Source organism: Rothia nasimurium (genome assembly GCF_004569295.1).
In the GTDB taxonomy this organism is placed as follows: Bacteria; Actinomycetota; Actinomycetes; order Actinomycetales; family Micrococcaceae; genus Rothia; species Rothia nasimurium_B.
Genome location: NZ_SPQC01000001.1, coordinates 1 through 25,590, shown reverse-complemented (window position 1 = coordinate 25,590; position 25,590 = coordinate 1). Strand labels below are relative to the sequence as shown.

The following is a 25,590-nucleotide window of genomic DNA, read 5'->3' as shown; positions in this document are numbered from 1 at the left end:
TAGAATTACGCACTGCCAGCACATCTAAAAATTACAATAAATGTAAAATTTGTAGAATCTTTTCAAAAAATCATACACTCCGCCGAAAGCAAAAATTACGCCAAAATATCCAACGGCTCGTAAATCTTGAAACGAAAAATAATTTATACTGATTTCTGCCGGCAGAGAATCTACTATTTTTTCAAAGATTTTGTAAATTTGATAATATATATATAATCCTTTCTCACTGATGGAATGACAGCACAGGCTACGGCAAGAACCAATTGCAGCACAACGCCAAGAACAATGGAGGCAACTGTATTCACCGACATCCCCTGAAGAACATAATAATTTAATGCAGTGGAGAATAATACAACAGCAAATATTCGATATGAGTTAACCAGTAGACCTTTAGTGGATACCCCCGTTACTCTCTGAACCCACAGCAAAGACAAGGGCCATTGAATCATCACAGCCACTGCTTGCCCCACCACGGCTCCTAGCGGACCCATCACCAAAGCACCTGCAATAACAAAAATAGTTCTATTAATCGAGCTGAAAATCGTTAGATTCATAAGTCCTTTAGACTTGCCTCGAATAAGAAAAATCCATCCCGCTGTCATCGCAAGGCAATTAAGCCCCTCGGTAATCGCAATCCAAGCAAAAAATGGCGCAGCTGCTTGCCAACTTTCACCCAGAAAAAAGACAACCAGTGACGAGGATGCCGCTGCCAAGCCGCCTGCAATTAAGGTTAGAGGGTAGGCCAGAAGAATCTGACCTTTTTCTATTGAAGTAACGATTTCTGCATTGGATGATTGTTTTTTCGACAAAGTAGAAAAGGCAACATTATTTAGTGGTGACCTCAAACTATTCAGTGGCGTGCGAACAGCCTGAGAAGATCTGTTGAAATACCCAAGCACCTCAGGCCCCGCAACATGACCAATCATATAAACATCAACTAAACCTGAGAAATAGTTTAGCAGATTAGAAAACATGAGAGGCATCCCAAAATTCAAGAATCTACGCATAGATACTGACCTATTGTAGCCTCCGGGAATCCACCTAGTCTGAATAATAAAGATCAATAAGCTGGCGATAGCTATTACTAATCCTTGAAATACTAGAGACCAGACCCCAAATCCATTCAAAGCCATGATCACTGCAGCAATCAATCCAATTATATTAGAAATAATATTATTCACTGCAATCTTGCCAAACTGGATCTCTCGCTGAAGGTTTGCAAAATACTGAGTTGACATCCCAGAAATAACAAAATTTAGTGACATTACAAGAGTTATTAAAATCAGCCTATCATCGCTATATATTGCTGCAACAACAGGGGCAAGAAGTGCTATAGCAACAGCAACTACTGCTCCCATTGTGGTATTTAGCCACCATAAATTACTTCGTTCCTGAGGCGAAATCGTTTTTGCTTGGATGGTAGCTGATGTTAGACCGAAATCTCTAAATACATCAGCTATTGCCATTACAGCCATAACCATAGCAACTAGCCCATACTCTCCAGGACTGATAAGTCTTGCCAAAATTGCGAGTGAAACAAGATTAATGACAATTTTCGCCAGCTGACCGCCAACAGCGTTAGCCCCTCCACGTGCACCTCTCTGAGCTAAAGTTCTTTCAGCCATTCTCCCCCTCCTCCTATAGATACAGTGAGGGGTCATGCACTAAGTGCATGACCCCAGCGTCAGCTTTGTATTTCTGAATGCTAGTTTGCTCTACCATCAAATAAACTAGTGACAGATCCTTCATCAAAGACTTCCTTGATAGCACGAGCTAGCAAGGGAGCAATTGACAGTACAGTCAGATTATCGAAAGTCTGCTCGGGCTTGAGGGGCAGAGTGTTGGTAACAACGACTTCGTTAGCCCCGCAGTTAGCAAGACGTTCAGCAGCAGGGTCCGAGAAAACAGCATGGGTAGCTGCGATGATGACGTCCTTAGCACCGTGCTCCTTGAGTACACGTACGGCGCCGGCGATAGTGCCACCGGTATCAATCATGTCGTCAATGAGCACGCAGGTGCGGCCCTCGATATCACCCACAACGGTCTTAGAAACAGCCTGATTAGGCACGTTGACATCGCGAGTCTTGTGGACGAAAGCCAGCGGAGCGCCGCCAAGAAGTTCAGCCCACTGTTCAGCAACGCGTACACGGCCGGTGTCGGGTGAAACCACGGTGACGTTATCGGTATCGACCTTGCTTGCTACGTACTCAGCGAGCAGGGGGATAGCCATCAGGTGGTCAACGGGGCCGTCGAAGAAACCCTGAATCTGAGCGGTATGCAGGTCAACGCTCATGAGGCGGTGGGCCCCGGCGGTCTTGTAGAGGTCTGAAATCAGGCGGGCTGAGATGGGTTCGCGGCCCTTGTGCTTCTTATCCTGACGGGCGTAGGGGTAGAAGGGGGAGACCACGGTGATGGAACGGGCTGAGGCACGTTTGAGGGAGTCAATCATGATCAGCTGTTCCATGATGGCGTCGTTAATCGGTGCCGGGTGGGACTGGATTACGAAAGCGTCCTTCCCTCGCACTGAATCCTCGAAACGGACGTAGGTTTCCCCGTTCGCGAAGGTGTAGGCGGATGAAGGAAGAACTTCGTTCCCCAGTTCCGCTGCAATCTGTTCAGCGAGTTCGGGGTGGGCGCGGCCTGAGACCAGCGCCATCTTCTTTTCGCCTGGATTCGTAATCTCAGTCATTACTGCTATTCGCTTTCCTTAACTGAGCTGGCTGATTCCGCATCCAGTGCAGCTTGGGCTGCTTCTGCGGCTTCAGTACCGGCTCGCTTTTCAATGACCCAGCGTTCAATGTTGCGCTGAGGGGCTTCGTTAATTGCTAGGGCGCCTGCAGGGACGTCCTTGCGGATGACGGTTCCAGCTCCAGAATACGCGCCATCTCCGATATGTACGGGTGCGACATACATGTTGTCAGACCCCATTCGGACATTGTTCCCTACGGTGGAGCGATGCTTATTCACGCCGTCGTAGTTCACAAAGATTGATGCTGCACCGATATTAGAATTTTCGCCGATGGTTACGTCCCCTGCATAGGAGAGGTGGGGCAGCTTTGAACCGGCGCCAATTTTGGCGTTCTTGGTTTCAACGAAGGTGCCAATCTTGCCTTTGGGGCCAAGCTCGGTACCGGGGCGCAGGTAAGCGAAGGGGCCAACGGTAGCGCCGTCAGCGATTTCTGAGTCAGAACCCTCGGTGCGGGAGATAGTCACGTTCTCCCCTACCTTGACGTTGGTCAGAGTGGTATCGGGGCCGATGACGGAGCCAGTTGCGATGTGGGTGGTGCCGCGCAGGTGGGTACCGGGCAGAATGGTTACATCGTTTTCGATAGTTACAGTGACGTCAATCCAGGTGGATTCAGGATCAACAATAGTGACGCCTGCGACCATGTGCGCGTGGGTTAGACGGTCGTTGAGCTTGCGTCCCAGCTGGGCTAGCTGGACACGGTCGTTAGCACCCTCAACTTCCCAGCGGTCCTCAATATCGAGAGCGCTGGTGCGGTAGCCGTCCTCACGGGCGATGGAAAGGACGTCGGTGATGTACTTTTCGCCCTGGGCGTTGTTAGTGGTGACACGGGTCAGCGAGTCGCGCAGAACCTTTGCGTCAAAAGCATAAATACCGGAGTTAATCTCGGTGATGGCAAGCTGCTCAGGGGTAGCGTCCTTGGCTTCCACGATAGCGGTTACTTCGCCAGCTTCGTTGCGGACGATACGGCCGTAGGACCCGGGCTCATCGATGTGGGTTGTCAGAACAGTAACAGCATTCTTGCCCTCTTCGTGGAAGGCAATGAGTTTGCGCAGAGTCTCGGTCTTCAGCAGAGGAACGTCACCGTAGGTCACCACAACGGTACCTTCGACTTCTCCAGATTCAGCATCCAGCCCCAGCAGGCCAACTTCAACGGCACGGCCGGTACCGGGAACCTCGTCCTGGTCAACAATAGTGACGTCAGCGTCAAAAGCGGTGACGTGAGCAGCTACCTTATCGCGCTGGTGACGCACAACAACGGCCAGGTTCTTGGGGGTAAGTTCACGAGCCACAGCTACTGCGTGCTCTACCATGGAGCGCCCGCCGATGGGGTGCATGACCTTGGGGGTAGAAGACTTCATACGGGTTCCAGCTCCGGCGGCTAGAACAATAACAGCGGACGGAACTGAAGCAGTAGCAGTCACTAGTTGGTACTCCTTGGGCGAGTGAGTCCCCCAATACTAATTGCGAAATGATGGGGGTGTTGAGCTCCGCCACAAGGACTCGAACCTTGAATAACGGCTCCAAAGGCCGCTGTGTTGCCAATTACACCATGGCGGATTATCGTCCTGTCTACTTCAGCGAAGCAGTACGGACGAATCTAGATATTACCAAGTCTCATGCCTAGAACGAAATGATGGCCTATGAGTGTTTCGCTACCTTCACCAGCTAAGCACCAAGCCAAGGAATGATCTTGGTGAGAGCATCTTCAATTTCAGCAACTGCTTGCCGGGCCGCGTCCGGCCCCTTGCGGTAGGGGTCTGCGATCCGGTCACGGGCCTGCGGAGGATCGTCATGGTGAAGCATAAAAGCAATGGGGTCTGCTCTACGTCCAGCAGTTTCTTTAACTCTGGCCATCTGCTTCAATAGGTGAACTCTAGAGTGGTACTGAGGCCATTCACGCACAATCCAGTCACGATGTTCTTTTTCCATTACGAGAACAAGAGCAGACTCAGCAAGCAAGGATTCTGTAATTTGTTTTGCCTGGTGACTCTGGAACTCGACACCTCGCCTTTTTAGTTCCTCGTCAATGAAGGGCGCTACCCCAGAACCGACCACTGCCCCGGTTCCAGCGCTATCAAAAACCCATTCAGAACTAGATGGTAGAAGATGTTCAGATAGATACTGAGCGGAAGCGCTGCGTGCGATGTTACCTGTACAGACAAATAGGATTTTCTTTCCAGGCTTCTGACTTTCGGATTCTGTAGGCGCAGCAGGATTCCTGTTTTTAAGCAGTGCTCCGACGTTAAAAAGCGCCATATCTACCTCCGTGACAAAGTTGAGAAAAGTCAGCCAGGCGAACTGCAGAAATTCCCCATTCTACTTGTCTGATAATTGTCTAACTACTAAACCTAACAGACATTTACATTTGTTGTAGCAAAGTAGATTCACTATAGCTGACAGAGAACTCCCCTACCTTGTAGCCTAGAAGGGTGGCACATCTACTTGGCGGCGAAGACCTGTATATTGAATTCCCTACCCGTACCATTTTTGAGGGCATCACGGTTGGCCTGAACGAAGGCGATCGCATCGGCATCGTGGGCCGTAACGGTGACGGTAAGTCGACCCTTCTCTCTCTTCTCGGCGGGCGGCTTACCCCCGATTCAGGCAAGGTCACGGTGCGATCCGGCACCCGGATTGGCTTCCTTGACCAGGCTGATATGCTCGATGATTCGCTCACTGTAGGCCAGGCTATTGTCGGTGACACACCTGAATACGAGTGGGCTTCAGATTCTAAGATTCGCGACGTCATTTCGGGGCTGGTGTCGGACCTCGACTGGAATGCGTCCGTCTCTTCTCTCTCTGGCGGCCAGCGCCGCCGCGTTGCCCTTGCCACTCTGCTGGCAGGTGACTGGGACGTCCTCATGCTCGACGAGCCCACCAACCATCTCGATGTTGAGGCTATTACCTGGCTTGCTAACCATCTCAAAACCCGCTGGTCCAAGAACGCGGGTGGCCTATTAACCGTCACCCACGACCGCTGGTTCCTCGACGAAATTTGTACCGACACCTGGGAAGTTCACGACGGCATCGTAGAACCCTTTGAAGGCGGATACGCTGCCTACATTCTGCAGCGCGTTGAGCGCGACCGCCAGGCTGCTGCCACCGAGGCAAAACGCCAGAACCTCATGCGTAAGGAACTTGCCTGGCTGCGCCGCGGGGCCCCCGCACGCACGTCCAAGCCCAAGTTCCGCATTGACGCTGCTAATGCTCTGATTGCCGACGTACCGCCGGTACGCAACAAGGTGGAGCTGTCGCAGATGGCTGTGTCTCGCCTGGGTAAGGACGTCGTGGATATTAAGGACGTCGATGTCAGCTACCCCGATGCCAGCACGCCAGGCGTGACCAAGGACGTGCTGAAGAAGGTTACCTGGCGCATCGCCCCGGGTGAGCGTACCGGCATCATGGGCGTCAACGGCGCAGGTAAATCAACACTGCTAGGCCTTGTGACTGGCTCTGTACAGCCCACCCGCGGGCGGGTTAAGCACGGGAAAACTGTAAAGGTCGCTACGCTGACCCAGCAACTCGATGAGCTACGCGAGGTCGAGAATGACCGGGCATCAGATGTCATTGGGCGCAAGCGCACCTCTTATGTAGCTGGCGGTAAGGAGATGACTCCGGGGCAGCTTCTAGAACGTCTAGGGTTTACGTCAGCCCAGCTATCAACCCCGGTTAAAGACCTGTCAGGCGGTCAGAAGCGCCGTCTTCAGCTCCTGCTGATTCTGTTGGATGAACCCAACGTCCTTATTCTTGACGAACCTTCCAACGATCTCGACACCGACATGCTGGCGGCCATGGAGGACCTTCTCGATACCTGGCCCGGCACGCTCCTGGTGGTTTCACATGACCGCTATCTAATGGAACGTGTCACCGACCAGCAGTACGCATTGATTGACGGTACTTTTAGGCATCTGCCGGGTGGCGTTGACGAGTATCTGCAGCTTTCGACGTCTGCAGCTGCCGCTCCGTCGACGAAGGCCGTTGATTCTTCGCCTCTAGGTAAGCAGGACGCCGGTAGCAGCTCGGCGGCTAAAGCTAGCGGATCTGAGGTACGGGCAGCCCAGAAGGAAATCAACCAGATTGACCGCAAGCTGGCTAAGCTGACAGATCAAAAATCCAAGCTGGATGAGAAGATGGCCAGCCACGACCCTTCAGACTATGAAGGTTTGGCGGCTCTCTCTGCTGAGCAACAGGGCATTCAGGATGAGATCGATGAACTAGAAATGCGCTGGATAGAACTCAGCGAAGTAATTGCGTAAAAAGACGGGGTAGATAGAAACTATAATCTGCCCCGTCTTTGTACCGCTTATGTGTTGTAAATACGCACTACGGTAGGCCCCGACCCCGATACGAAACTTGCGGCGGTTTCGGGATGGGCTTCGGCCTGTTTCAGTGTTTCTGCCAGTTCAGGCAACAAGGCAACAGCAGGCGCAGCCAAGTCGTTGCGCAGAAGCCCGGCGATAGCCGACAGGCGCCTCTGCAGCGGCTCGGCCGAGGTCAGCAGGTCTAACAGCTCCTGCGAAACCTGCAGGGTGGCGTCCGGAGCAGGGTAGCGCCCCTCAGCCCGGCCGGCATCCAGCTCCCTAAACACCGCAGGGGTCGATAACCCAGCTGTTGAGGGCACAAACCCGAACCTCAGCGGCTCCACACCCTCAGGTACCTCAATCGGAGTGAGCTTATCCCCCACCCCGGTACCCACAGCCAAGCCGCCCAACAGGGCGAAAGGCACATCTGCGCCCAGCGGAGCGGCCAACCCCAACAGGCGCTCAAGCCCAAGAGGCGCAGCAGCAAGACCGGCCTGTACCAGGTAGTCATTCATCGCCTTCATGGCAGCAGCAGCGTCGGCTGAACCACCGCCCATACCACCGGCAACCGGCACAGCCTTATCAATGTGAAGCTGGACAGCGACGTTCGTGGGCTCCAGGCCGCACTCCCCCAGCACCGCTGCTGCGCCGCGATAGGCCAGGTTAGATTCGTCGAGCGGAACCACAGCCGGGTCAAAAGCCCCGGCAACAACCTGCTCCGCCACAGGAGAGCCCTCAGCAACGCTCATAGACTGAGCGATACCCGGCTCTTGAGCCGAAGAAATCGTCACGAGCTCCAGCACATCGGTAGCGGCGTAGAGTGAGGCAACCTCGTGGTAGCCGTCCTCCCGCAGGGGCCCCACCGCAAAATACAGATTGACCTTGCCGGGGGCGGTAGCAGAAACACTCAGAGTCATGCGGACGCACCCTCCCCGCTCTGGTCGGCAGGGGCAGGTACCTGCCGGGCGGATTCGGCAATCTTGATGAAATCAAAAATATCGAGCTTCTCACCGCGCAGCCGCGGGTCAATACCGGCAGCCTCAAGAATCTCACCGGCGCGGGCAGCAGAACCAGCCCAGCCGGCGAGGGCGGCCCGCAGGGTCTTACGGCGCTGGGCAAAGGCGGCATCGACAATGGCAAAGACCTCTTCACGAGGCAGGTCAGACAGTAGCTCGGGGCGACGTTTAAAAGCCACTAGACCCGACTTGATTTTGGGGGCAGGCCAGAAAACATTGGTGCCGATAACACCGGCCTTAGACACTTCGGCAAACCAGTTGGCCTTGACCGAGGGTACCCCGTAAATCTTTGAACCGGGCTTAGCCGAGAGGCGGTCGGCGACCTCGTCCTGAACCATGACCAGAGCGTGCTCAATCGAGGGGAAGGTCGCGAACATATGCAGGAGCACCGGCACCGCCACGTTGTAGGGCAGATTGGCGACCAGGGCGGACGGGGTGCGCGGCAGCTCAGTGACCTTCATAGCATCGGAGAGCACCACGTCGATACGGTCTTCTGAGCCGGGGCGGAACTTGGCGATAGTAGCGGGCAACTGCTCAGCCAGGGGCGGGTCAATCTCAACAGCAATCATGTCGCGGGCAGCGTCCAAAATACCCAGGGTAAGGGATCCCAGGCCCGGGCCGACCTCAACCACCGTCTCATCGGGGCTAATATCGGCGGCAGCGATAATACGACGAATCGTATTGGGATCAATCACGAAGTTCTGCCCCAGGGTCTTAGTGGGACGGATGCCGAGCTGAGCTGCCAGGTCACGAATTTCTTGGGGGCCCAACAGGGCATCGGGCGCGGGAGATTGCTGTTCAGTCACGGTCTCTAGTCTACCGGGTCTGTATATGCACATAGGTTTCCTTACTCCCAGAACACCCCCGGTAGAATTACTGCTCGTACCAAGCCACCCAACCCCGGGAACCCCATGCCTGTAGCACCTGCCGCCCACCAGCGTCCGCCCATTGCCGCCCTTACCCGAGCGCTCACCAGCACACCCGCCCTAGTCACTGCCCTGGCGCTGACCCTCATCAGCGCCTACCCCTTCCTCTGGGACGAAAAAATGGTGGCTCGGGAATTCTTCGACTTACAGGTCTACTACGGCGGGGTTGCCCACTGGCTAGAAACCGGCCAGCTCTACAATTGGGCTCTGCCGCCCGAAGAAATCTACGGGTTCACCTACCCGCCCTTTGCTGCCCTAGTTTTCACCCCCTTTGTGCTGCTCACCAGTGCAGATACCGCAGGGCCTATATTCCTGCTGCTCAACATTGCCGCGCTGGTGGCCCTGGTCTACCTCTCCTGCCGGGGTATGGGGGTAGGCAAGCGCCCCGCCCTAGCTGCCGGGCTCTGGCTCACTCCCCTACTACTCAAGTTCTTCCCTATCAGCTTCAACATGGAACTGGGGCAGATCAACCTCTTTTTGGTACTGCTGATTCTCACCGACGTCATCTACCTCAAGAACACCCGCTGGCACGGGGTGCTGATTGCCCTCACCGCCTGCATCAAGCTCACCCCGGCTATCTTCGGGCTGCTCTTCATCGCCACCCGCGATTGGAAGTCCCTGGCCCGGTTCGTGGGCACCGGCCTCGCATCTATCCTGCTGAGCTTCGCCGTGGATTTCGAGGTAGCCCGCGAATACTTCACCGAGAAAATCTTTGAATCCTCCCGCGTGGGGTCAATTACCGGGGCGCTGAACTATAACCTGCTCGGCACCTGGGCTATGCTCTTCCCCTCCTGGCTCACCGGCGTCCTTTTTGCCATCACCGCCCTGGGGTCGGCGGTGCTCACCTACCTGGCCGTGCGCAGGCTCGCCGGGCAGGACGTCCGCGGCGCCTACCTGGGGGCAGCCTCCTGCGTTGCGGCGCTGGGGCTGCTGCTCTCCCCCATCTCCTGGACCCACCATTGGGTCTGGTTCGTCACCTTCTTGGTCTTCGCGGCCCTCTACGGCTGGCGCACCGCGCACACCGGCTACCTCTACCTGGCCGCCACCGGTGTGCTCATCTTTGCCATGCCCTTTGCGGTCTGGTTTGGCGGGCACGACTGGGGCGGCAACGAGTGGCCCGAGCACCTTGCTCTCTTACATGCCCTGCCGGTTGCCTGGGCGGTCGCCTACCTGGCTCTAGGGGCTAGAAGCCCTCAATCCCCCAGCTCCCGTAAGCTGCCAGGGAGTTAGCTCGGATATCCCGGCAAAGCTCTTCAAGGTCGGCACCCAGATGGCCGGCCATAAAGCGGACGGTGTAGTTGGTCATGTAGCTGGCATTAGGACGCCCCCGGAAGGGGTGGGGGGTCAGGAAGGGCGCGTCGGTCTCAGCCAGAATCAACTCCCGGCGGGCTAGCCTCAGGGACTCCTGAATACCGTGCGAGTTCTTGAAGGTCACGGTGCCAGCAAAGCTCATGTACCAGCCCTGCTCGTTACAGATTTCAGCCAGGTCAGGCCCGCCGGAGTAGCAGTGGAAAATCACGGTCTCGGGCGCGCCCTCATCGAGCAGAATGCGGACGACGTCCTCGTGCGCGTCGCGGTCGTGAATCTGCACGGCCTTACCGTGCTTCTTCGCCATACGGATATGGGCGCGGAAGGACTCCTCCTGGGCTTCCTTCCCCTCCTCACCGGTGCGGAAGTAGTCCAGGCCGGTCTCGCCCACGGCACGGACGCGCGGGTCAGCTGCCAGCGCATCGATAGCGGCCAGGGCTGCCTCTAGCTGGCCAGCTTCTGCCAGCTTGGGAGCTTCGTTAGGGTGCAGAGCCACAGCGGCCAGGACGCGGGAATCAGCCTGGGCAGCGCGCACAGCATAGAGAGAGCTGGGAACATCACACCCCACCTGCACAATCGCACCGATGCCCAGAGCTTCGCCGGTATCGAGGGCGTCGCGGGCGGTGACGGCGACCTCACCGTCGAGCAGGTCCATGTGGGTGTGGTTATCGACGATGGCGTAGGGCAGGGGCGCGGGAGCAGGCGGGAAGACCAGGTTGCGGCGGCGTCCGTCCTCCCCCTTCTCGCCGCGGCGGCGGGTTCCCTCCCCGCTGGGCTCGCCCGCGGTGCTATAGCGGTCAGCCTGGTAGGCCGGGGGTACTTCGCCCTCCAGAATCGGCTCTGGGGTCTCAAAGATGGTGGCGGTCTGCTCGGCCTCACTGGGCAGGTAGGAGGCAAAGCGCTCGGCAAGTTCTCGGAGTTCGGCGTTGGTCAGGGTGTGGTCGGTACACATAGGTTTAGCTTTCTGAATCTTTGACGGCCAGGGTTGCCTGGTAGAGGTCGCGCTTAGACACCCCGTGAGCTTCGGCGACCTGGGCGCAGGCGGCTTTCAGACGGATGCCACCGGCCACAAGCTCCAGAACGAGGTCGGTCAGGTTCTCTGCCTCTTCAGCCTCGGGTTCGGCGGCGCCCTCCACCACGATGGCGATTTCGCCCCTGATCTGCTTAGATTCGGCCCAGGTAATGAGCTCTTGCAGGCTGCCGCGGGCAACCTCTTCATGCAGCTTGGTCAGTTCCCGGCAGACAGCGGCGCGACGCTCTGCCCCGAAGGCTTCGGCAAAATCGTGCAGGGTCGCAGGCAGCCGGTGGGGGGACTCGTGGAAGACCATAGTGCGCTCTTCGCTAGCGAGCGCGGCCAGGCGCCGGGTACGGTCGGAGCCCTTACGGGCGAGGAAGCCCTCAAAAGTGAAACGCCCCGAGGGCAGGCCGGAAACAGCAATCGCGGTGACGACGGCTGAGGGCCCCGGCAGGGCGGTGACAATCAGGCCAGCGTTGGCTACGGCAGCGGCTGCGACATAGCCGGGGTCGGAGACAGCGGGCATACCGGCGTCCGACATGAGCAGCACAGTCTGCCCGGCTGCCACAGCCTCAACAATCTGCCCGGCACGGTCAGCCTCGTTGTGGTCGTGGTTGACCAGCACCCGCCCCCGGGTGGTGACGCCTAGCCCGGCGGCTAGTTTACGCAGGGTGCGGCTGTCTTCAACAGCGAGGACGTCGGCGGACGCGAGCGCCTCGCGCAGGCGCGGGGAGGCATCGGCTAGGTTGCCAATGGGGGTTCCGCCAAGGATGAGGGCGCCGCCTTCGGCCGGCGCAGCGGGCGTGGTATGAGAGGAGGATTCCATAGGGTTAAACCCTACTACTTTTACGCCCTGTGGGGTTCGGTGCTCCGCATCCGCGCACGATTCTGCTGCCCCGGGTAGCATAGCTAGGGTGACATCTAACCCAACCTCTGCCGTCCTGACCCTCAAAGACGCTTTCACCGAATCAGCCCTCCGGGCGCGGCTAGCTGTAACAGCGGTACCGCTGCCCCGCTACGGCTGGGTGGCGCCCCTCCTTGTGCTGATACTGGCCGGGCTCATGCGTTTTGTAAACCTGGCTAACCCTAACGCCATCGTCTTTGACGAAACCTACTACGCTAAAGACGCCTATTCCCTGCTGCACTTTGGGTATGAGCGCAACTGGTCTGATACAGCCAACGAGACTTTCGTTGCCGGAGCCCCATCAGGCATCCTTGAAACCGCCGAATATGTGGTTCACCCGCCGGTTGGTAAGTGGATGATTGCCTTCGGCATGGCCATTTTTGGTGACGATAACCCCTTCGGCTGGCGCTTTGCCGCAGCACTCACCGGCACCCTGTCGGTAGGTCTAGTCATGCTGGCTGGTTGGCTGCTCTTCCGCTCAGTGACGGTAGCAACCCTTGCCGGCCTGCTGATTTCTATCGACGGCCTGCACTTTGTGCAGTCCCGTTTTGCCCTGCTCGATATCTTCCTCATGTTCTGGCTGCTGGCCACCTTCGTGGTCCTACTGCTTGACCGTTACCAGGGCAGGCGCCAGCTTGCTGCCCGAATCGCAGCCCACGCCCGCGAGCACAAGGGTGCCCCCACCGACGACTTTATGCTTTACGGCCCCTGGCTAGGCTTCCGCTACTGGCGGTTCATCGCCGGTATCTGCGCGGGGCTGGCGGTCGGCGTCAAATGGAACGCCCTCTTCTTCATCGCTATCTTCGGCCTGCTCACGGTCTTCTGGGACGCTAACGCCCGCCGCATTGCTGGCATCCGCCGCTGGTATGTCGCGGGCTTCCTGCGCGACGGCGTCCTTGCCTTCTTCGCCCTCATCGGCACCGGCTTGCTCACCTACCTGGCGACCTGGACCGGCTGGTTCCTCTCAGACTCCGCCTACGACCGTAACTGGGCAGCAGAGCACCCCGGCGAGGGCCTTCTCTGGTTGCCAGAATCTCTGCGCTCGCTGTGGGAGTACCACCGCTCTGCCTATGCCTTCCATTCGGGGTTGGATTCCCCCCACACCTACGAGTCCCCGGCCTGGCAGTGGCTGATTTTGGGTCGCCCCACCAGCTACTACTATGAATCCCCTGACCTGGGGGTTAACGGCTGTGCGGTTGACTCCTGCTCTGAGGCGGTGCTGAATATCGGCAACCCGCTCATCTGGTGGTCCTTCATCATCGTTGCGGCCCTGTCCCTGCTCATTGTGCTGCTGCGCCGCGACTGGCGTTTTGCGGCCCTTTTCGCGGTCTTCGCGGTGGGCTATTTCCCCTGGTTTGCCTACCCCGAGCGCACCATGTTCTTCTTCTACGCTCTCTCCTTCGAGCCCTACCTGATTCTTATGCTGGCAGGTATTTTGGGGCTGGCGCTAGGACGCCCCGGCGACAGCGTACGCCGCCGCCGGGCAGGGCTACTGGTGGTAGGGCTCTTTGTGGTCTTCGCGCTGTTAGTCTCTATCTACTACTGGCCTATTTGGACAGCCCAGACCGTCCCCTACACCGAGTGGCGCGAGCGCATGTGGTTTGACGCCTGGATTTAGGGGCTTACTTGGTCAGGAGGTCTTTGAGCTCCTGACGCTCTGCCCGGCGCTTGAGGGCTAGCTGCTTGCGGTAGCGGGTAGGCCAGGTCATGGCGAGGACGGCAACCGTGATGAGGAGGGTAAGGGCACTTGCGGTGGCGGCAGCGTCCACCCAGAACTGGGGCGGGTAGAGACGAATGAGGGTATCGCTCATGCGGAACTGCCAGTTGCCCTGGGGGAAGAAGACCTCGTGGAAGGCGGTGAAGAAGGTTTCCCAGCCGATAGCGCCGGCAACGCCCAGACCGATGAGCAGGGCTAGGGTGAGCCAGGCGCCTGTGAAGAGCGAGGAGCGCAGGACGCCCGGGGTCCGCAGGCGCAGGGTTCGGGCTGAGAGCAGGGCCAGCACCAGCATGAGGATGGCAAAGGTCATACTGATTAGCATGACCCGCTTGACGTCGGTCATGTGCTCAACTTCGCTGGCGAGAAAGGCAGCTTTGCTGCCAGTGGTGATATCGGCCAGGTAGGTGTGGGGGGCAAAGTTCAAGATATAATCCAGCCCGTAGGAGCCCAGACGCAGTCTTTCTTGAGTATCGAAGCCATAGCTGTCTGTTGGGAAGCCGGTGCGGTGGTATTCGAGCCAGAGGAAGGCGGGGCTGGCGACCGCACGGACGGCTAGCATGATGGTGAGCACAGGAACGGCCAGGGCGATGAGGGCCCGGCGCAGCCCCAGCAGGCGGGGCGTGTCGTCTACCGCGACTTCGCGGGCTTCGGCGCGTTCTGCAGCCGGGGTAGTTTCGGGGGCGGATTCGCTACCTTCGGGGACTGCCACCGCGGCCAGGGGGGCGATCCAGGGAGTGGCCTCGGAGGGAGCGTCCGCACCGGTCTGCTCTGCCGACGGGCTGGTGCCGCCTACCTCATGGGCGGTAGGAGCCGGAGTCTGAATACCGCGCTCAGCCCTGCGGGCCGACAGTAGGCTATCGGCCTTAGGCGGGGTGACGGCGGGGCTGAGTTTCTTCCACTCCTGGTTCTGGTCGGGCTGCTGGGCCACGGCGGGTTTCCTCCCGGGTGTCTAGGATGCGTCTGCCTGTGTATTCTACGCGCTAGAAACCAAAAACTCCCGCCCGGGCACCAGGGCGGTGCTAGGGGCGGGGATTTCTCAGTCTGTGCCGGTCAGGCTCTGGTCTTACCAGTTACCCTTCCAGCTTGAGTCGTGGTAGTTGGCGAAGGGGATGTTCCAGTCACCGTAGCCGTCATCGGGGTCAGCCTGGGGGTAGCCGGTGTTAACGGTCTCCACCACATCGCCTACGCCGAAGGTGTTGTAGAAGAACTTAGCGTCATCGGGCAGCATACCGATGCAGCCGTGGGAGACGTTCACACGGCCTACCGAAGACCAGGCTGAGGGCAGGGCCTGGTGCACGAATACGCCGCCGGAGGTCAGGCGGGAGGTCCAGGAGGCCCAGAAGGGTTCGTAGTAGTGGGTATCGTTTTCTTTTAGGTCGAGGGAGCCGGGGTTGAAATAGTAGCTCTCGGCCTTTTCCATGATGACCAGCTGGCCAACAACTGAGGGCCAGTCAGAGTTGCCCAGGGTGATGTAGGCTTCGCGCACCATGACATCATCAACGTACATCTTGATGGTCTTGGTGTTGTTGTCTGCAAAAGCGTAGCGCTTGTTCCAGGTCTTGAAGGTGCGGGTGGTGGTGTGGTTGCCAATCATGCCGTTGCCCACGTCAAGGCCGAAAATATCGACGGTAACGGAGATGGTGGAGTTGGTGGCCCACTTGTCTTCGGGGCGGTAGCGCACCATGTAGTCGCTGTACCAGCGGAACTTACCGGCCTGGTCGCCGCCGCCCTTGATGGTAATACGCTTTTCTACCTCAGCCTTGTTCAGAATTGGCTCGGAGAAGTTGAACTGGATGATTTTACCGATGCCGTAGGTAGCGCCCTCGTCGAAGTTCATGAGGGTGTCTACTTCGTAGGCGGCTGAGACGGTAGAGAAGGTGCTTTCACCGGTACCCGCGGTGCCTGCAGCATCTTCGGCTTCCCACTCTACGGTGTAATCGCTGTGGAAGAGCATGCGGTCGGTGGAGGCCCAGCTCTTGCCATCTGCTGCCAGTTCGCCGGCGAGCTCTTCGCCCTTTGCGGTGGTGACGGTGACCTTGGTGAGGGTCGAGTCAGTGGTGGTGACGGTGACGGTCTCGATGGGGTTGATTTCTACCTCGTCGAGGGCGGGGTAAACCTCTACAGTGCCGGAGAACTTGGCAGTGGGGCTGGGGGTGGCGCTTGCGGTAGCACTCGCGCTGCTGGCGGTGGTGCTCTCTGAGGTGGAGCAGGCTGCCAGGGTCACGGTGCCCAGGGCTCCGACGGCTACGAAGGACCGGCGGGTAAAGGCGTCTCGGTTGGCTGCGTTGATGGGGTTGACCACGAACTTATCTTCCTTATATCACGTACTGTGGGCGCGAGTGTGTTGTGTGCTCGTCAAAGTTTATCGGATGGGGGTTGTTTTTGATATAGCGGCTACAAGAAAACCCGTTGGCGGAAGGCCAACGGGTTGCGCGGGCTCAGGTTTTAGACTGAGCGCAGGGGCGGGTAGGACGCGTCCGTCTGCTTTTCTGCCGCGGGGCTGGTGGCGGGAGCGTCCAGGCGCACGACGTCCCACCCCTGCGGGGCGGTGAGTCGGTCGGCGTGGAATTCGCATAGGTCGTAGGCGTGGGGCTCCCGGTGCACGGAGAGGGGGCCAATCACAGCGGTTGACTGGGCGTAGGCGTAGGTGAGCGTGAAAATAGCCTCACGCTGGCAGGTTTGGCGTGAGCACTGGCGGGTGATTGCCATGAATCAAGCCCTTCTTTCTTAGATAGCTTGCTTGCGGAGGCGGCGGCGTTCACGCTCTGATAAGCCGCCCCAGATACCGAAGCGCTCGTCGTTTTCCATGGCGTATTCTAGGCAGGCTTCACGAACGGGGCATTCGCTGCATACTCGCTTAGCGTCGCGGGTTGATCCGCCCTTTTCAGGGAAGAAGGCCTCGGGGTCGGTCTGGGCGCAGAGGGCATCTGCCTGCCAGGAGAGTTCGCCGTCGTCACCGTCTGTGCTGTAGATGCCGGCGGCCTGCTGCCAGAGGGAGAGGGCGTCGGAGTCTGTGGAGAACATGTCGGTAGCTGAGCTGCTGGCGAGTGAGTTTGCGCGGCCGCGGCTTTTGGGGGCTGCGGCGTCGAGCAAAGCGGTAGCCTGGTCTTCTAAGTACTGGGCAGAGTGCATAGTGTGGTACTGGGCCACATCAGGCGTGCGCCCTGCAGCGCCCTGAGGTAGGCGGCTGTGGAGGCCCATATTCTTCCCTTTCATATCCCAAACAGAGGACAGAATAAAAAATTTCCCTGCACCTAATTACACGCGTGTAACGGCCCGTTCGTCAAGCTGGGATTAAAAAAATCTTCTTCACACGAGATTCTCTCACAAAAATTTGCGTTTCTCTGTGGTATATGCATTTGGTGCAGCGGGGGCTCTCTGGCTGCGGGGCGGGCGGTGCCTTAGAGTAGGGAGCATGACAGCTTCATTTTCCCAGGTCGGTTCTTCTTTTCCGCAGTTCATGGCTCTTTTGGCTCAGCGCCAGTCCCCTGCCCTGCTCTGGTATTCGACTCCCGGTGAGCGGATTGAGCTTTCGGGCCGGGTTTTTGACAACTGGGTTGCAAAGACCGCTAATTTTTTGGTGGATGAGTGCGAGGTTGAGCCCGGCTCCCTACTAGCGCTCCCCCAGCGCCTGCACTGGCGGTCGCTGGTTTTGGCGGCAGCTAGCCTGCGGGTCGGGGCAACCCTGGCCTGGGGACAGCAGGCGGGGGCGGACGTCCGCGCCGCCTTTGATACGGCAGAGCTAGAGGGGGCCGGGGCAGAGTATCTGCTGGCTGTCGCCGCTGAGCCGCTGGCGCCCCGGTTTATGGGGCAGCTACCATCTGAGGTGCTTGATTATGCTGCTGAGGTGAGGTACCACCCCGACGTCTATACGGGCTGGACTGCCCCAGCAGCAGAGGACCAGGCATGGGAGGGCACCAGCTATGGCCAGCTGATGGAGCAGCTCACCGAGCAGGCTAGAGCCCTGGGTGCTAAACACGAGCCTGAGGTAGCCGCCCTCCAGGTTCCGGGGGAGCACTTCGATGCCGCTTACCTAGAGCAGGCCCTGGCGGTCATGGCTTCAGGCCGGGCAGCTCTGGTTCTCGACCCGGCAGTGACCTGGGAACAGAGCCGTCTTAGTCGAGTTTTGGGCGACGAACGGGCCCGGTCTCTGCCTTCTCAACGATAGGCAGGGAGCCGGTCATAATCTTGGTGGCCTCTTCGATCAGCTCGGCCCGCTTTTCTTCGGCGGTCTTATCGTCGCTGTGGCTCTTGCTCTGCGAGAAGACCCAGAACTTGTAGAGGAAGTAGCGCACGATGGTGCCCAAGATGGTGCCAATGATGGTGCCCGAGATGAAGGAGGCCCGCGGGCTGGTTAGACCCAGTACATAGACGCTAAAGAGCACGCAGGAGGCCTCAACACCGATGCCGATGGCGTTGACGATGCCGAATTCGATAGCCTCGCGCACCTTGTTGCCGGTGCGTTTTTCGCGGAAGGCCCACAGACGGTTTGCTACCCAGGAGAAGATGGTGGCAACAATGCCGGCTACGACCTTGGCCTTGGCGTGCCCGTCGGAAAAGATAGAGTGCATGAGCGACCAGGTCACCGCCGAGTTAATGATGAAGGCCAGGCCACCGACGCTCAGGAACTGGGCTATCTCCCGGCCGTGACTGTGCCACAGGGTCTCTAGACGCTGTTTGAGTGCGCTCATAGTTTCTCTCCCTCGTCGTATGGTGCGGGCCCCTCCCGGCGGGAACTGATATGAGTTCGGCAAGGAACGTCTCAACGCACCGAACTGAACTGGGGAGCAGGTCTTATTCTGTTCACATAGTACAGGCGCGGCCCTGCTGCCACCCCGCTTACCGGGGTAGTGTTTTGCTCACAGATAGCGGAGCATTACCTGGGAGATAGCCCGGTATGGCGGTGCCTGTTCAGCATATAGCTGGGGCTTTTACAAGCACCGTCCACCCAGGTAGCCTAGTGAATGTGACTTACCCTATGACTGGACCAAAAATTGGTGTTGTGGGTGGCGGTCAGCTGGCGCGTATGATGGCGCCCGCCGCTACCGAGCTTGGCTTTGACCTTCGTATTCTGGCTGAGAGTGAAGACGTCTGTGCCCGCCGGGCGGTGCCTTTCGCTCCGGTGGGTGATTACCACGATTACGATACGCTGGCAGCTTTTGCCCGCGAGGTTGATGTGCTCACTTTCGATCATGAGCATGTTCCCACTGATTTTCTACAGCGGCTGATGGATGAGGGCGTCAATGTTCAGCCCCGCCCCGCTGCCCTAGTCTATGCCCAGGACAAGATTGAGATGCGCAAGGCCGTTGACCGCTTGGGCCTGCCCAACCCCCGCTGGGCCGAAGTACGCACCCTGGATGAGCTCCTCTCCTTTGGCAATGAGGGCGGCTGGCCGGTCGTCCTCAAAACACCGCGCGGTGGCTATGACGGCAAGGGCGTGATGGTGCTTGATGATGAGCAGGATGCCCGCGAGAAGTCAGCGCCCTGGTTTGAGCAGCTGCCTGCCCGCACCGATTTTTCAGCGCTTTTGGTAGAGGAAAAGGTTCCCTTTACCCGCGAGCTCTCTGCCCTGGCAGCCCGCCGTGATTCTGGGCAGATTATGGCCTGGCCCATAGCTGAGTCCACTCAGGTGAATTCGGTCTGCGACGAAGTCATTGCCCCTGCCCCCGGTATCTCCCCTGAGGTAGCAGAAGCTGCCCAGGCAGCCGCCCTTAAGGTTGCAACCGAGTTGGGCGTCACCGGTGTGATGGCCGCTGAACTCTTTGAAGTTCCCGGCTCTGAGGCGGGTTTCCTCATTAACGAATTCGCCATGCGCCCCCACAACTCCGGACACTGGACCCAGGACGGCTCGGTCACCAGCCAGTTTGAGCAGCACCTGCGGGCCGTTGCTAACTACCCTCTGGGTAGCACCGGAATCAAGGGAGAGGTTGCCTTGATGAAGAATTTCTTGGGTGGCACCAACGACGATATCTTCGGTGTCTACCCGCAGCTCATGGAAGACTACCCGGCCGCCAAGGTCCACTACTACGGCAAGGCAGTCAAGCCCGGCCGCAAGATTGGGCACATCAATATGACCGGCCCCGCAGACGAGCTCGCCACCCTCCGCCAGCAGGCCACCGCGGCAGCCTCCCTGCTCACCGACGGCCCTTCTACCCCCTAACTCCGCAGGCCCAGCCCGGCCCTACCCAGGTGGGGCGGGCGTCCGCACCACCCCTACCTTCAAGGAGCAAGATGACCTCCCCCTACGACTCCAATAACCCCATTGTCGGCATCGTGATGGGCTCAGACTCAGACTGGCCGGTCATGGAAGCAGCCGCTGAAGTCCTCGAAGAATTCGGCATCCCCTACGAGGCAGACGTGGTCTCAGCCCACCGCATGCCCGAAGACATGATTGCCTACGGGCGTGAAGCAGCAGACCGCGGCATCCGCGTCATCATTGCCGGTGCCGGCGGCGCAGCCCACCTACCCGGCATGCTGGCCTCTGTTACCCCCCTGCCCGTCATCGGTGTGCCGGTCAAGCTCAAGTCCCTTGACGGCATGGACTCCCTCCTGTCCATCGTGCAGATGCCTGCCGGTGTGCCCGTCGCAACCGTCTCCATCGACGGCGCCCGCAACGCCGGCCTGCTAGCCCTGCGTATGCTGGGTTCAGGCAGCGACGACTTTGCCCGCCAGGTACGGGCCGACCTCGTAGACTTTGCCACCTCCCTGCGCCAGACCGCCATGGACAAGGGCGCAGCCCTGCGCGCCAAGGTCGAAGAGCACAAGGCAGAACTCGATGAGGACGCCGCACCCCGCCCCACCCAGGCGGCACCAGCCCCGGCCCACAACAACGAGCAAGACGGCCAGCAGAAGACCCCCTACGCTCCCTAACCCGATACCGGGCACTCCGGCCTGCCCCTTCGGCAAGTTCAGGAAGACCACCCCGGGAGCATCCAGCTTCTTTCAGTAGTGTGGTTGAGTAGATTTCAAGCTACTCAACCACACTCGGTTATTTTTCAGGCCCCACCACGCCAGGGAGGCAAACACATGTCCGGTGAGCGCAAGCGCCCACGCTCCGCGGCCCCGATCACGGGTATCAGGGGGCGAGGCCAGCACCTGGTAGACCCCACCTACACCGACCCGCTGCGGCACCCCGAAGCGGCATCGGCCTCCGTCCGTACCCGCCGGGCCTGGCTCCTGCTCCTGCTCACCCTCTTCTTCCCGGGCTCTGCCCAGCTACTAACCGGGCAGAAAACCCTGGGCCGTCGAGCCCTGAAGGTCACCTTTACCGTCTGGGGCCTTGTACTGGCTCTCCTACTGCTCTGGATGATTCGCCGCACCCTGGTACTTTCCCTAGTCACCAACACCTGGGTGCTGCTACTTGTGGTTCTTGCCCTCCTCGGCCTAGCTATCGGCTGGGTCTACCTCTTCCTAGCAACCCTGCGCGCCATTCGGCCGGGCCTGCTCGAAGGCCGCTCCAAGCCCCTGGTTACCCTGGCCCTGGTCGCCTGCATCGCCCTCACCGGCGGCGGGCTAGGCTACGCCGCCTACATCACCTGGGTGGGGCGCGGTGCACTCGGCAACATCTTCGCCGGCGGCACCCCCATCAAAGAACAGGACGGCCGCTACAACATCCTACTCATGGGCGGGGACGCCGGCGCCGACCGCGTGGGTCGCCGCCCCGACTCCATGACCGTGGTATCCATCGACGCCACCACCGGCCAGGCCATCACCATCTCAGTACCCCGCAACCTACAAAACGCCATCTTTGAAGACGGCTCCCCCCTCTGGGACGTCTACCCAGAAGGCTTCAACTGCGGGGACGAATGCATCCTCAACGCCCTCTACCCCACCGTCACCGCCGACTACGCTGACCTCTACCCCGGCTCCGACGACCCCGGCGCAGAAGCAACCATGGATGCCGTCTCAGGCGTCCTCGGCATCACCGTCGAGAACTACATCCTCATCGACATGTCGGGCTTCGAACAGCTCATCGACGCCCTGGGCGGCATCACCATCGACGTAGGCGGCTACGTCCCCATCGGCGGCGGCACCGACGAAATCACCGGCCTACCCAACCCCATCGACGGCTACATCGAACCCGGTGTACAGCACCTCGACGGCTTCCACGCCCTCTGGTACGCCCGCTCCCGCGAAGGGGCCTCAGACTACGACCGTCAGGCCCGCCAGCGCTGCGTACAGGCAGCCATGCTCAAGCAGCTCGACCCCGCCAACGTGCTCACCAAATTCGCAGACATCACCGCCGCCGGCGAACAGGTCATCGAAACCAACATCCCCCAAAGCGGCCTCGCAGCCCTCGGTGATGTTGCCCTCAAATCCAAAAACTACGACCTAATCCAGTTCGCAGCGGGCCCACCCTACTTCGACACTCTCTTCCCCACCTACCCCGACTTCGACCAGCTCCACACCGCAGTCCAGCAGGTCATTGCAGACTCAGCCTCAGGCATCCAACCCACTGCCGCCACTGCCGCCGCAAGCACCAGCCCAGCAGCATCTGTCTCCTCCGGCCTCGACGTGATCGAAACCGCCGCCTACCGCGCACAACTCACCTCAGAACTCAGCGAGAACGGCACCTGCTCCGTCCCCTAACCCCACGGCCAGCAGCAAAGCGGTAAGCTGGTGCCCATGAGTACAATTCTGCAGTCAGATATTTGGGCCCAGCTCCAAGAAGCCAACGGCCACCAGGTCTTCCGCGGCAAAGGTGAAGGCTGGCAATACATGGCCACCCTCGAAGGCGGCTCCACCGGCCGCTACCTCTACGCCCCCTACGGGCCCGAGGCCGGCAACGCCGCCGCCTTCGACGCAGCCATCGCAGATATGAAGCGCGTAGCAGCCGACAACAAGTGCTGGTTCATCCGCGTTGAGCCCATCAATGATGCAATCTGGGGCGCCCAAAGCGGCGAAGCCTTCCTCGCAGCCCGCGGCTTCACCCTCTCACCCCGCCAGGTACAGCCCGGCCACACCCAAATCATCGACCTGACACTGACCGAAGAAGAGCTACTCAAAAACATCGGCTCAAGCAACCGCAACCTGCACCGCAACATCCACAAAAAGGGCGTAACCTTCGAGAAATCCCAGGACCCCGCAGATATCAAGATTCTGCTCAAGTACCTCGACGAAACCGCCGGTCGCGCAGGCTTCAACCGCCAGCAGGACGACTACCTCACCCGCGTCGCCCAGGTCCTCATGCCCGCCGATGCCGCCACCCTCTTCATCGCCAAGGTAGACGGCGAGCCTATCGGCGCCTCCCTCATCTACGATTCAGACGACACCCGCGTCTACGCCCACACCGCCACCTCCTATGGGCACCGCAAACTCAAGGTCGGCAACCCCCTGCTCTCCACCATCATCCTGGACGCCAAAGAAAAGGGCCTAACCTACATGGACCTCTTCGGCATCGCCCCCAACGACGACCCCAACCACGAGTGGGCGGGCTTCACCAAGTTCAAGAAGTCCTTCGGCGGCACCTCGGTAGCCTACCCCGGCACCTGGGACTTACCCGTCTCAACCGCTGGCTACAAGGCCTACCAGGGCATCCGCGCAGGCCGCGAAGCCCTAGCCCAGGGCAAGAAGTTCGCCACCGGCACCCTGCTCCCAAAGGCCAAGGACGCCGTCGGCAAGGTTCGCGCGCGTATCGGTAAATAAGATTGAGCAAGTCTTCCCTTCGCCGACTAACCTTCTTGGGCTCGCGCTGGGCGCTCGCCCAATTCATGCCAGCCCCAGCCAGTCGGCTTTCGAGAAGACCTGCTCAATCTCTAGTATCCGAACCTAAATCTGCTCTAGAGTTCTAACGATTCAGAGTCCCGGCAATCATTGCCGAGTAGCGGGAGAGCTTGTGCTCGGCCTCAATCAGGCGCACGGTGCCTGACTTCGAGCGCATGACCAGGGACTGGGTGGTGACGGTGTCGCGGCCGTAACGCACACCGCGCAGAAGCTTACCGTCGGTGATGCCGGTTGCGGCAAAGAAGCAATTATCGGTGGTGACCAGTTCGTCGGTGGTCAGCACGGCGTCCAGGTCATGGCCAGCGTCCAGGGCCTTCTGGCGTTCAGCATCATCGATAGGAGCAAGGCGACCCTGGATAATGCCGCCGGTGGCCTTGATAGCGCAGGCAGCCACAATGCCCTCGGGAGTACCGCCGGTGCCCATCATCAAATCCACGCCGGTGCCCTCACGGCAGGCAGCAATAGCACCAGCCACATCGCCGTCAAGAATCATTCGGGTACGAGCACCGGTTGCGCGAATCTCTTCAACGAGCTTGGCGTGGCGGGGGCGATCCAGTACGCAGACAGTGAGCTGGTTAATGCTGGTGCCCTTAGCCTTAGCAACCAGGTGCAGGTTCTGCTTGACCGGCAGGCGCAAATCGACCAGGTCAGCCGCCTCGGGGCCGGTAACCAGCTTCTCCATGTAGAAAACAGCGGAAGGGTCAAACATGGTGCCGCCTTCAGCTACCGCAATGACAGAGAGGGCGTTATCCATACCCAGAGCGGTCAGGCGGGTACCGTCGATAGGGTCAACAGCAACATCGAACTTAGCTCCTGAGCCGTCGCCCACCTGCTCCCCGTTGAAAAGCATGGGAGCCTCGTCCTTCTCGCCCTCACCAATCACCACGGTGCCGTTAAAGTGAACGGTCTTGAGGCGGGCGCGCATGGCATCGACAGCAGCACCATCGGCCATGTTCTTATCGCCTGCACCCACCAGCGGGCCCGAGGCAATAGCAGCAGCCTCAGTTGCGCGCACCAGTTCCAGCGCCAGGTTACGATCTTCGTTACTTACGTTTGACATGACTCACCTTCGAGTAGCTTCTAACAGTGCCAGCTGGCTCCCTGCGCGGGGCGCTCAGCCTCCACCCTCTAGACTACTCGCTTCCCCGCCGTGTTACGGGCCGGTGCGCCCCTACTTGACACAGATGACGCCGGCAATTCTCGCTCGCAAGTGGCACAGGGCGCCCCCTTTAGACCAGAATAGAAGGCGTGACTTCATCGACTAACCCCAGCAACCAGCCCCTACCCCAGGCGTCCGCCCCTGAAACCCAGGCCCCGGACGCCACCGAGCAGGTAGTCCCGCAAATTACCGAAAAGCAGGCCCGCCGCATCAATGCGCCCGCCCACAATATGGTGATTTCGATGATCGTCATGGTGCTCTTGCTGCTGCCGGTCATCTGGCTGATGCCGCAGCCCAACAAAAACCCCTACCGACCCACCGTTGACCTCCCAGTGATTGCCTACGAGGCCAGCGCCCAGGCAGGCTACCCGGTTGCAGCCGCCGAGCAGGAAGGTTGGCACTACAACTACGCCCGCTGGAACACCGGCCAGGCAGACGGCATCAACTACTGGTCCACCGGCCAGGTCACCCCCTCCAACGACTTCATCGAGCTCATTCAGGCCACCAACACCAACCCCACCTGGGTTGCCCAGACCGTAGGGCAGGCCGTGCCCGAGGCCACAGTGCAGGCTTGGGGGGTGGACTGGGAGGTGCGCTCTCTCGTGGACGCTGACGACAAGAGCAAGGTCACCACCTTCTATATCGGTGAGGTGGACGGAACCACCGTCATCCTCAAGGGTGAAGCCGAGGCAGCCGAGTTCCAGGCCCTGGCTGAAGCTACTGTCACATACATGGCAGCCCCCGCCTCTACCGCCTCCCCCACCCCCTCAAG

General features: G+C 59.3%; 23 protein-coding genes and 1 tRNA gene. 9 read left to right on the top strand and 15 right to left on the bottom strand.

The genetic code is table 11. The annotated features are described in order from the left end of the window. Positions 1-173: 173 nt before the first annotated feature. From E4U03_RS00120 to E4U03_RS00100, 5 genes are all read right to left on the bottom strand, one after another. The gene (locus tag E4U03_RS00120; RefSeq protein WP_167752204.1) at positions 174-1,625 is read right to left on the bottom strand and encodes a lipopolysaccharide biosynthesis protein; all 1,452 of its coding nucleotides are present in this window, start codon (positions 1,623-1,625) and stop codon (positions 174-176) included. A gap of 80 nt (positions 1,626-1,705) precedes the next feature. Further along, complete coding sequence (locus tag E4U03_RS00115) at positions 1,706-2,689, bottom strand: ribose-phosphate diphosphokinase (protein ID WP_135010971.1); 984 nt, start codon at positions 2,687-2,689, stop codon at positions 1,706-1,708. 5 nt (positions 2,690-2,694) lie between these two features. Next, positions 2,695-4,170: a bifunctional UDP-N-acetylglucosamine diphosphorylase/glucosamine-1-phosphate N-acetyltransferase GlmU gene (gene glmU, locus E4U03_RS00110; RefSeq protein ID WP_135010970.1), complete on the bottom strand. Its 1,476-nt coding sequence runs from the start codon at positions 4,168-4,170 to the stop codon at positions 2,695-2,697. Between the two features lie 64 nt (positions 4,171-4,234). Then, positions 4,235-4,306: transfer RNA gene (locus tag E4U03_RS00105), tRNA-Gln, on the bottom strand. A 108-nt stretch (positions 4,307-4,414) separates the two neighbouring features. Continuing rightward, positions 4,415-5,005, bottom strand: a complete 591-nt coding sequence (locus E4U03_RS00100; protein ID WP_135010969.1) for a hypothetical protein — start codon at positions 5,003-5,005, stop codon at positions 4,415-4,417. Between the two features lie 173 nt (positions 5,006-5,178). On the opposite strand from E4U03_RS00100, the gene E4U03_RS00095 reads away from it, so the two are divergent. Beyond that, the gene (locus tag E4U03_RS00095) at positions 5,179-7,005 is read left to right on the top strand and encodes an ABC-F family ATP-binding cassette domain-containing protein (RefSeq protein ID WP_135010968.1); all 1,827 of its coding nucleotides are present in this window, start codon (positions 5,179-5,181) and stop codon (positions 7,003-7,005) included. Positions 7,006-7,052: 47 nt separating this feature from the next. Here the strand turns inward: E4U03_RS00095 and E4U03_RS00090 are convergent, their stop codons facing one another. Both E4U03_RS00090 and rsmA read right to left on the bottom strand, forming a co-directional pair. After that, entirely contained in the window at positions 7,053-7,967 is a 915-nt protein-coding gene (locus tag E4U03_RS00090; RefSeq protein WP_135010967.1) for a 4-diphosphocytidyl-2C-methyl-D-erythritol kinase, read from the bottom strand. Next, positions 7,964-8,872 (bottom strand): 16S rRNA (adenine(1518)-N(6)/adenine(1519)-N(6))-dimethyltransferase RsmA, encoded by a 909-nt coding sequence (gene rsmA, locus E4U03_RS00085; protein WP_245207623.1) that lies wholly within the window; start codon positions 8,870-8,872, stop codon positions 7,964-7,966. The genes E4U03_RS00090 and rsmA overlap by 4 nt, the downstream gene beginning before the upstream one ends. Before the next feature lie 105 nt (positions 8,873-8,977). Here rsmA and E4U03_RS00080 point away from each other — a divergent pair, with 105 nt between their 5' ends. Continuing rightward, the gene (locus E4U03_RS00080) at positions 8,978-10,222 is read left to right on the top strand and encodes a glycosyltransferase 87 family protein (RefSeq protein WP_135010965.1); all 1,245 of its coding nucleotides are present in this window, start codon (positions 8,978-8,980) and stop codon (positions 10,220-10,222) included. On the opposite strand, the gene E4U03_RS00075 is transcribed toward E4U03_RS00080, so the two are convergent. Both E4U03_RS00075 and rsmI read right to left on the bottom strand, forming a co-directional pair. Beyond that, the gene (locus E4U03_RS00075) at positions 10,176-11,252 is read right to left on the bottom strand and encodes a TatD family hydrolase (RefSeq protein WP_135010964.1); all 1,077 of its coding nucleotides are present in this window, start codon (positions 11,250-11,252) and stop codon (positions 10,176-10,178) included. The genes E4U03_RS00080 and E4U03_RS00075 overlap by 47 nt on opposite strands. Before the next feature lie 4 nt (positions 11,253-11,256). Continuing rightward, positions 11,257-12,141, bottom strand: a complete 885-nt coding sequence (gene rsmI, locus E4U03_RS00070) for a 16S rRNA (cytidine(1402)-2'-O)-methyltransferase (RefSeq protein WP_135010963.1) — start codon at positions 12,139-12,141, stop codon at positions 11,257-11,259. A gap of 88 nt (positions 12,142-12,229) precedes the next feature. On the opposite strand from rsmI, the gene E4U03_RS00065 reads away from it, so the two are divergent. Beyond that, entirely contained in the window at positions 12,230-13,837 is a 1,608-nt protein-coding gene (locus E4U03_RS00065) for a dolichyl-phosphate-mannose--protein mannosyltransferase (protein WP_135010962.1), read from the top strand. A 4-nt stretch (positions 13,838-13,841) separates the two neighbouring features. Here the strand turns inward: E4U03_RS00065 and E4U03_RS13280 are convergent, their stop codons facing one another. The 4 genes from E4U03_RS13280 to E4U03_RS13505 form a co-directional block, all read right to left on the bottom strand. Further along, a complete protein-coding gene (locus E4U03_RS13280) occupies positions 13,842-14,864 on the bottom strand; it encodes a TIGR01906 family membrane protein (protein WP_245207622.1) in 1,023 nt (340 codons plus the stop codon). A 135-nt stretch (positions 14,865-14,999) separates the two neighbouring features. Continuing rightward, positions 15,000-16,238, bottom strand: coding sequence for a L,D-transpeptidase (locus tag E4U03_RS00055; protein WP_135010961.1), 1,239 nt, complete (start codon positions 16,236-16,238; stop codon positions 15,000-15,002). 143 nt (positions 16,239-16,381) lie between these two features. After that, entirely contained in the window at positions 16,382-16,645 is a 264-nt protein-coding gene (locus tag E4U03_RS00050; RefSeq protein WP_135010960.1) for a DUF3499 domain-containing protein, read from the bottom strand. A gap of 18 nt (positions 16,646-16,663) precedes the next feature. Further along, positions 16,664-17,137, bottom strand: a complete 474-nt coding sequence (locus E4U03_RS13505) for a WhiB family transcriptional regulator (RefSeq protein ID WP_228065644.1) — start codon at positions 17,135-17,137, stop codon at positions 16,664-16,666. Positions 17,138-17,351: 214 nt separating this feature from the next. On the opposite strand from E4U03_RS13505, the gene E4U03_RS00040 reads away from it, so the two are divergent. Beyond that, positions 17,352-18,104: a TIGR03089 family protein gene (locus E4U03_RS00040; protein ID WP_135010959.1), complete on the top strand. Its 753-nt coding sequence runs from the start codon at positions 17,352-17,354 to the stop codon at positions 18,102-18,104. On the opposite strand, the gene E4U03_RS00035 is transcribed toward E4U03_RS00040, so the two are convergent. Further along, a complete protein-coding gene (locus E4U03_RS00035) occupies positions 18,052-18,627 on the bottom strand; it encodes a GtrA family protein (RefSeq protein ID WP_135010958.1) in 576 nt (191 codons plus the stop codon). The two genes, E4U03_RS00040 and E4U03_RS00035, sit on opposite strands and share 53 nt — an antisense overlap. A gap of 287 nt (positions 18,628-18,914) precedes the next feature. On the opposite strand from E4U03_RS00035, the gene E4U03_RS00030 reads away from it, so the two are divergent. The 4 genes from E4U03_RS00030 (at position 18,915) to E4U03_RS00015 (ending at position 23,581) form a co-directional block, all read left to right on the top strand. Beyond that, positions 18,915-20,096 (top strand): 5-(carboxyamino)imidazole ribonucleotide synthase, encoded by a 1,182-nt coding sequence (locus E4U03_RS00030; protein WP_194210363.1) that lies wholly within the window; start codon positions 18,915-18,917, stop codon positions 20,094-20,096. A gap of 71 nt (positions 20,097-20,167) precedes the next feature. Continuing rightward, the gene (purE, locus tag E4U03_RS00025; RefSeq protein ID WP_135010956.1) at positions 20,168-20,806 is read left to right on the top strand and encodes a 5-(carboxyamino)imidazole ribonucleotide mutase; all 639 of its coding nucleotides are present in this window, start codon (positions 20,168-20,170) and stop codon (positions 20,804-20,806) included. 156 nt (positions 20,807-20,962) lie between these two features. After that, positions 20,963-22,525: an LCP family protein gene (locus E4U03_RS00020; protein WP_135010955.1), complete on the top strand. Its 1,563-nt coding sequence runs from the start codon at positions 20,963-20,965 to the stop codon at positions 22,523-22,525. Positions 22,526-22,561: 36 nt separating this feature from the next. After that, on the top strand, positions 22,562-23,581 hold the full coding sequence (locus tag E4U03_RS00015; RefSeq protein WP_135010954.1) for a lipid II:glycine glycyltransferase FemX: 1,020 nt from the start codon (positions 22,562-22,564) through the stop codon (positions 23,579-23,581). A gap of 142 nt (positions 23,582-23,723) precedes the next feature. On the opposite strand, the gene glpX is transcribed toward E4U03_RS00015, so the two are convergent. Further along, positions 23,724-24,719 carry a class II fructose-bisphosphatase gene (gene glpX, locus E4U03_RS00010; protein ID WP_135010953.1) on the bottom strand — a complete coding sequence of 332 codons (996 nt, stop codon included), beginning with the start codon at positions 24,717-24,719 and terminating at the stop codon, positions 23,724-23,726. Between the two features lie 188 nt (positions 24,720-24,907). Between glpX and E4U03_RS00005 the strand changes: the two genes are divergently transcribed. After that, positions 24,908-25,590: DUF4245 domain-containing protein (locus E4U03_RS00005; protein WP_135010952.1), on the top strand; the 683-nt coding region annotated here is incomplete at its 3' end.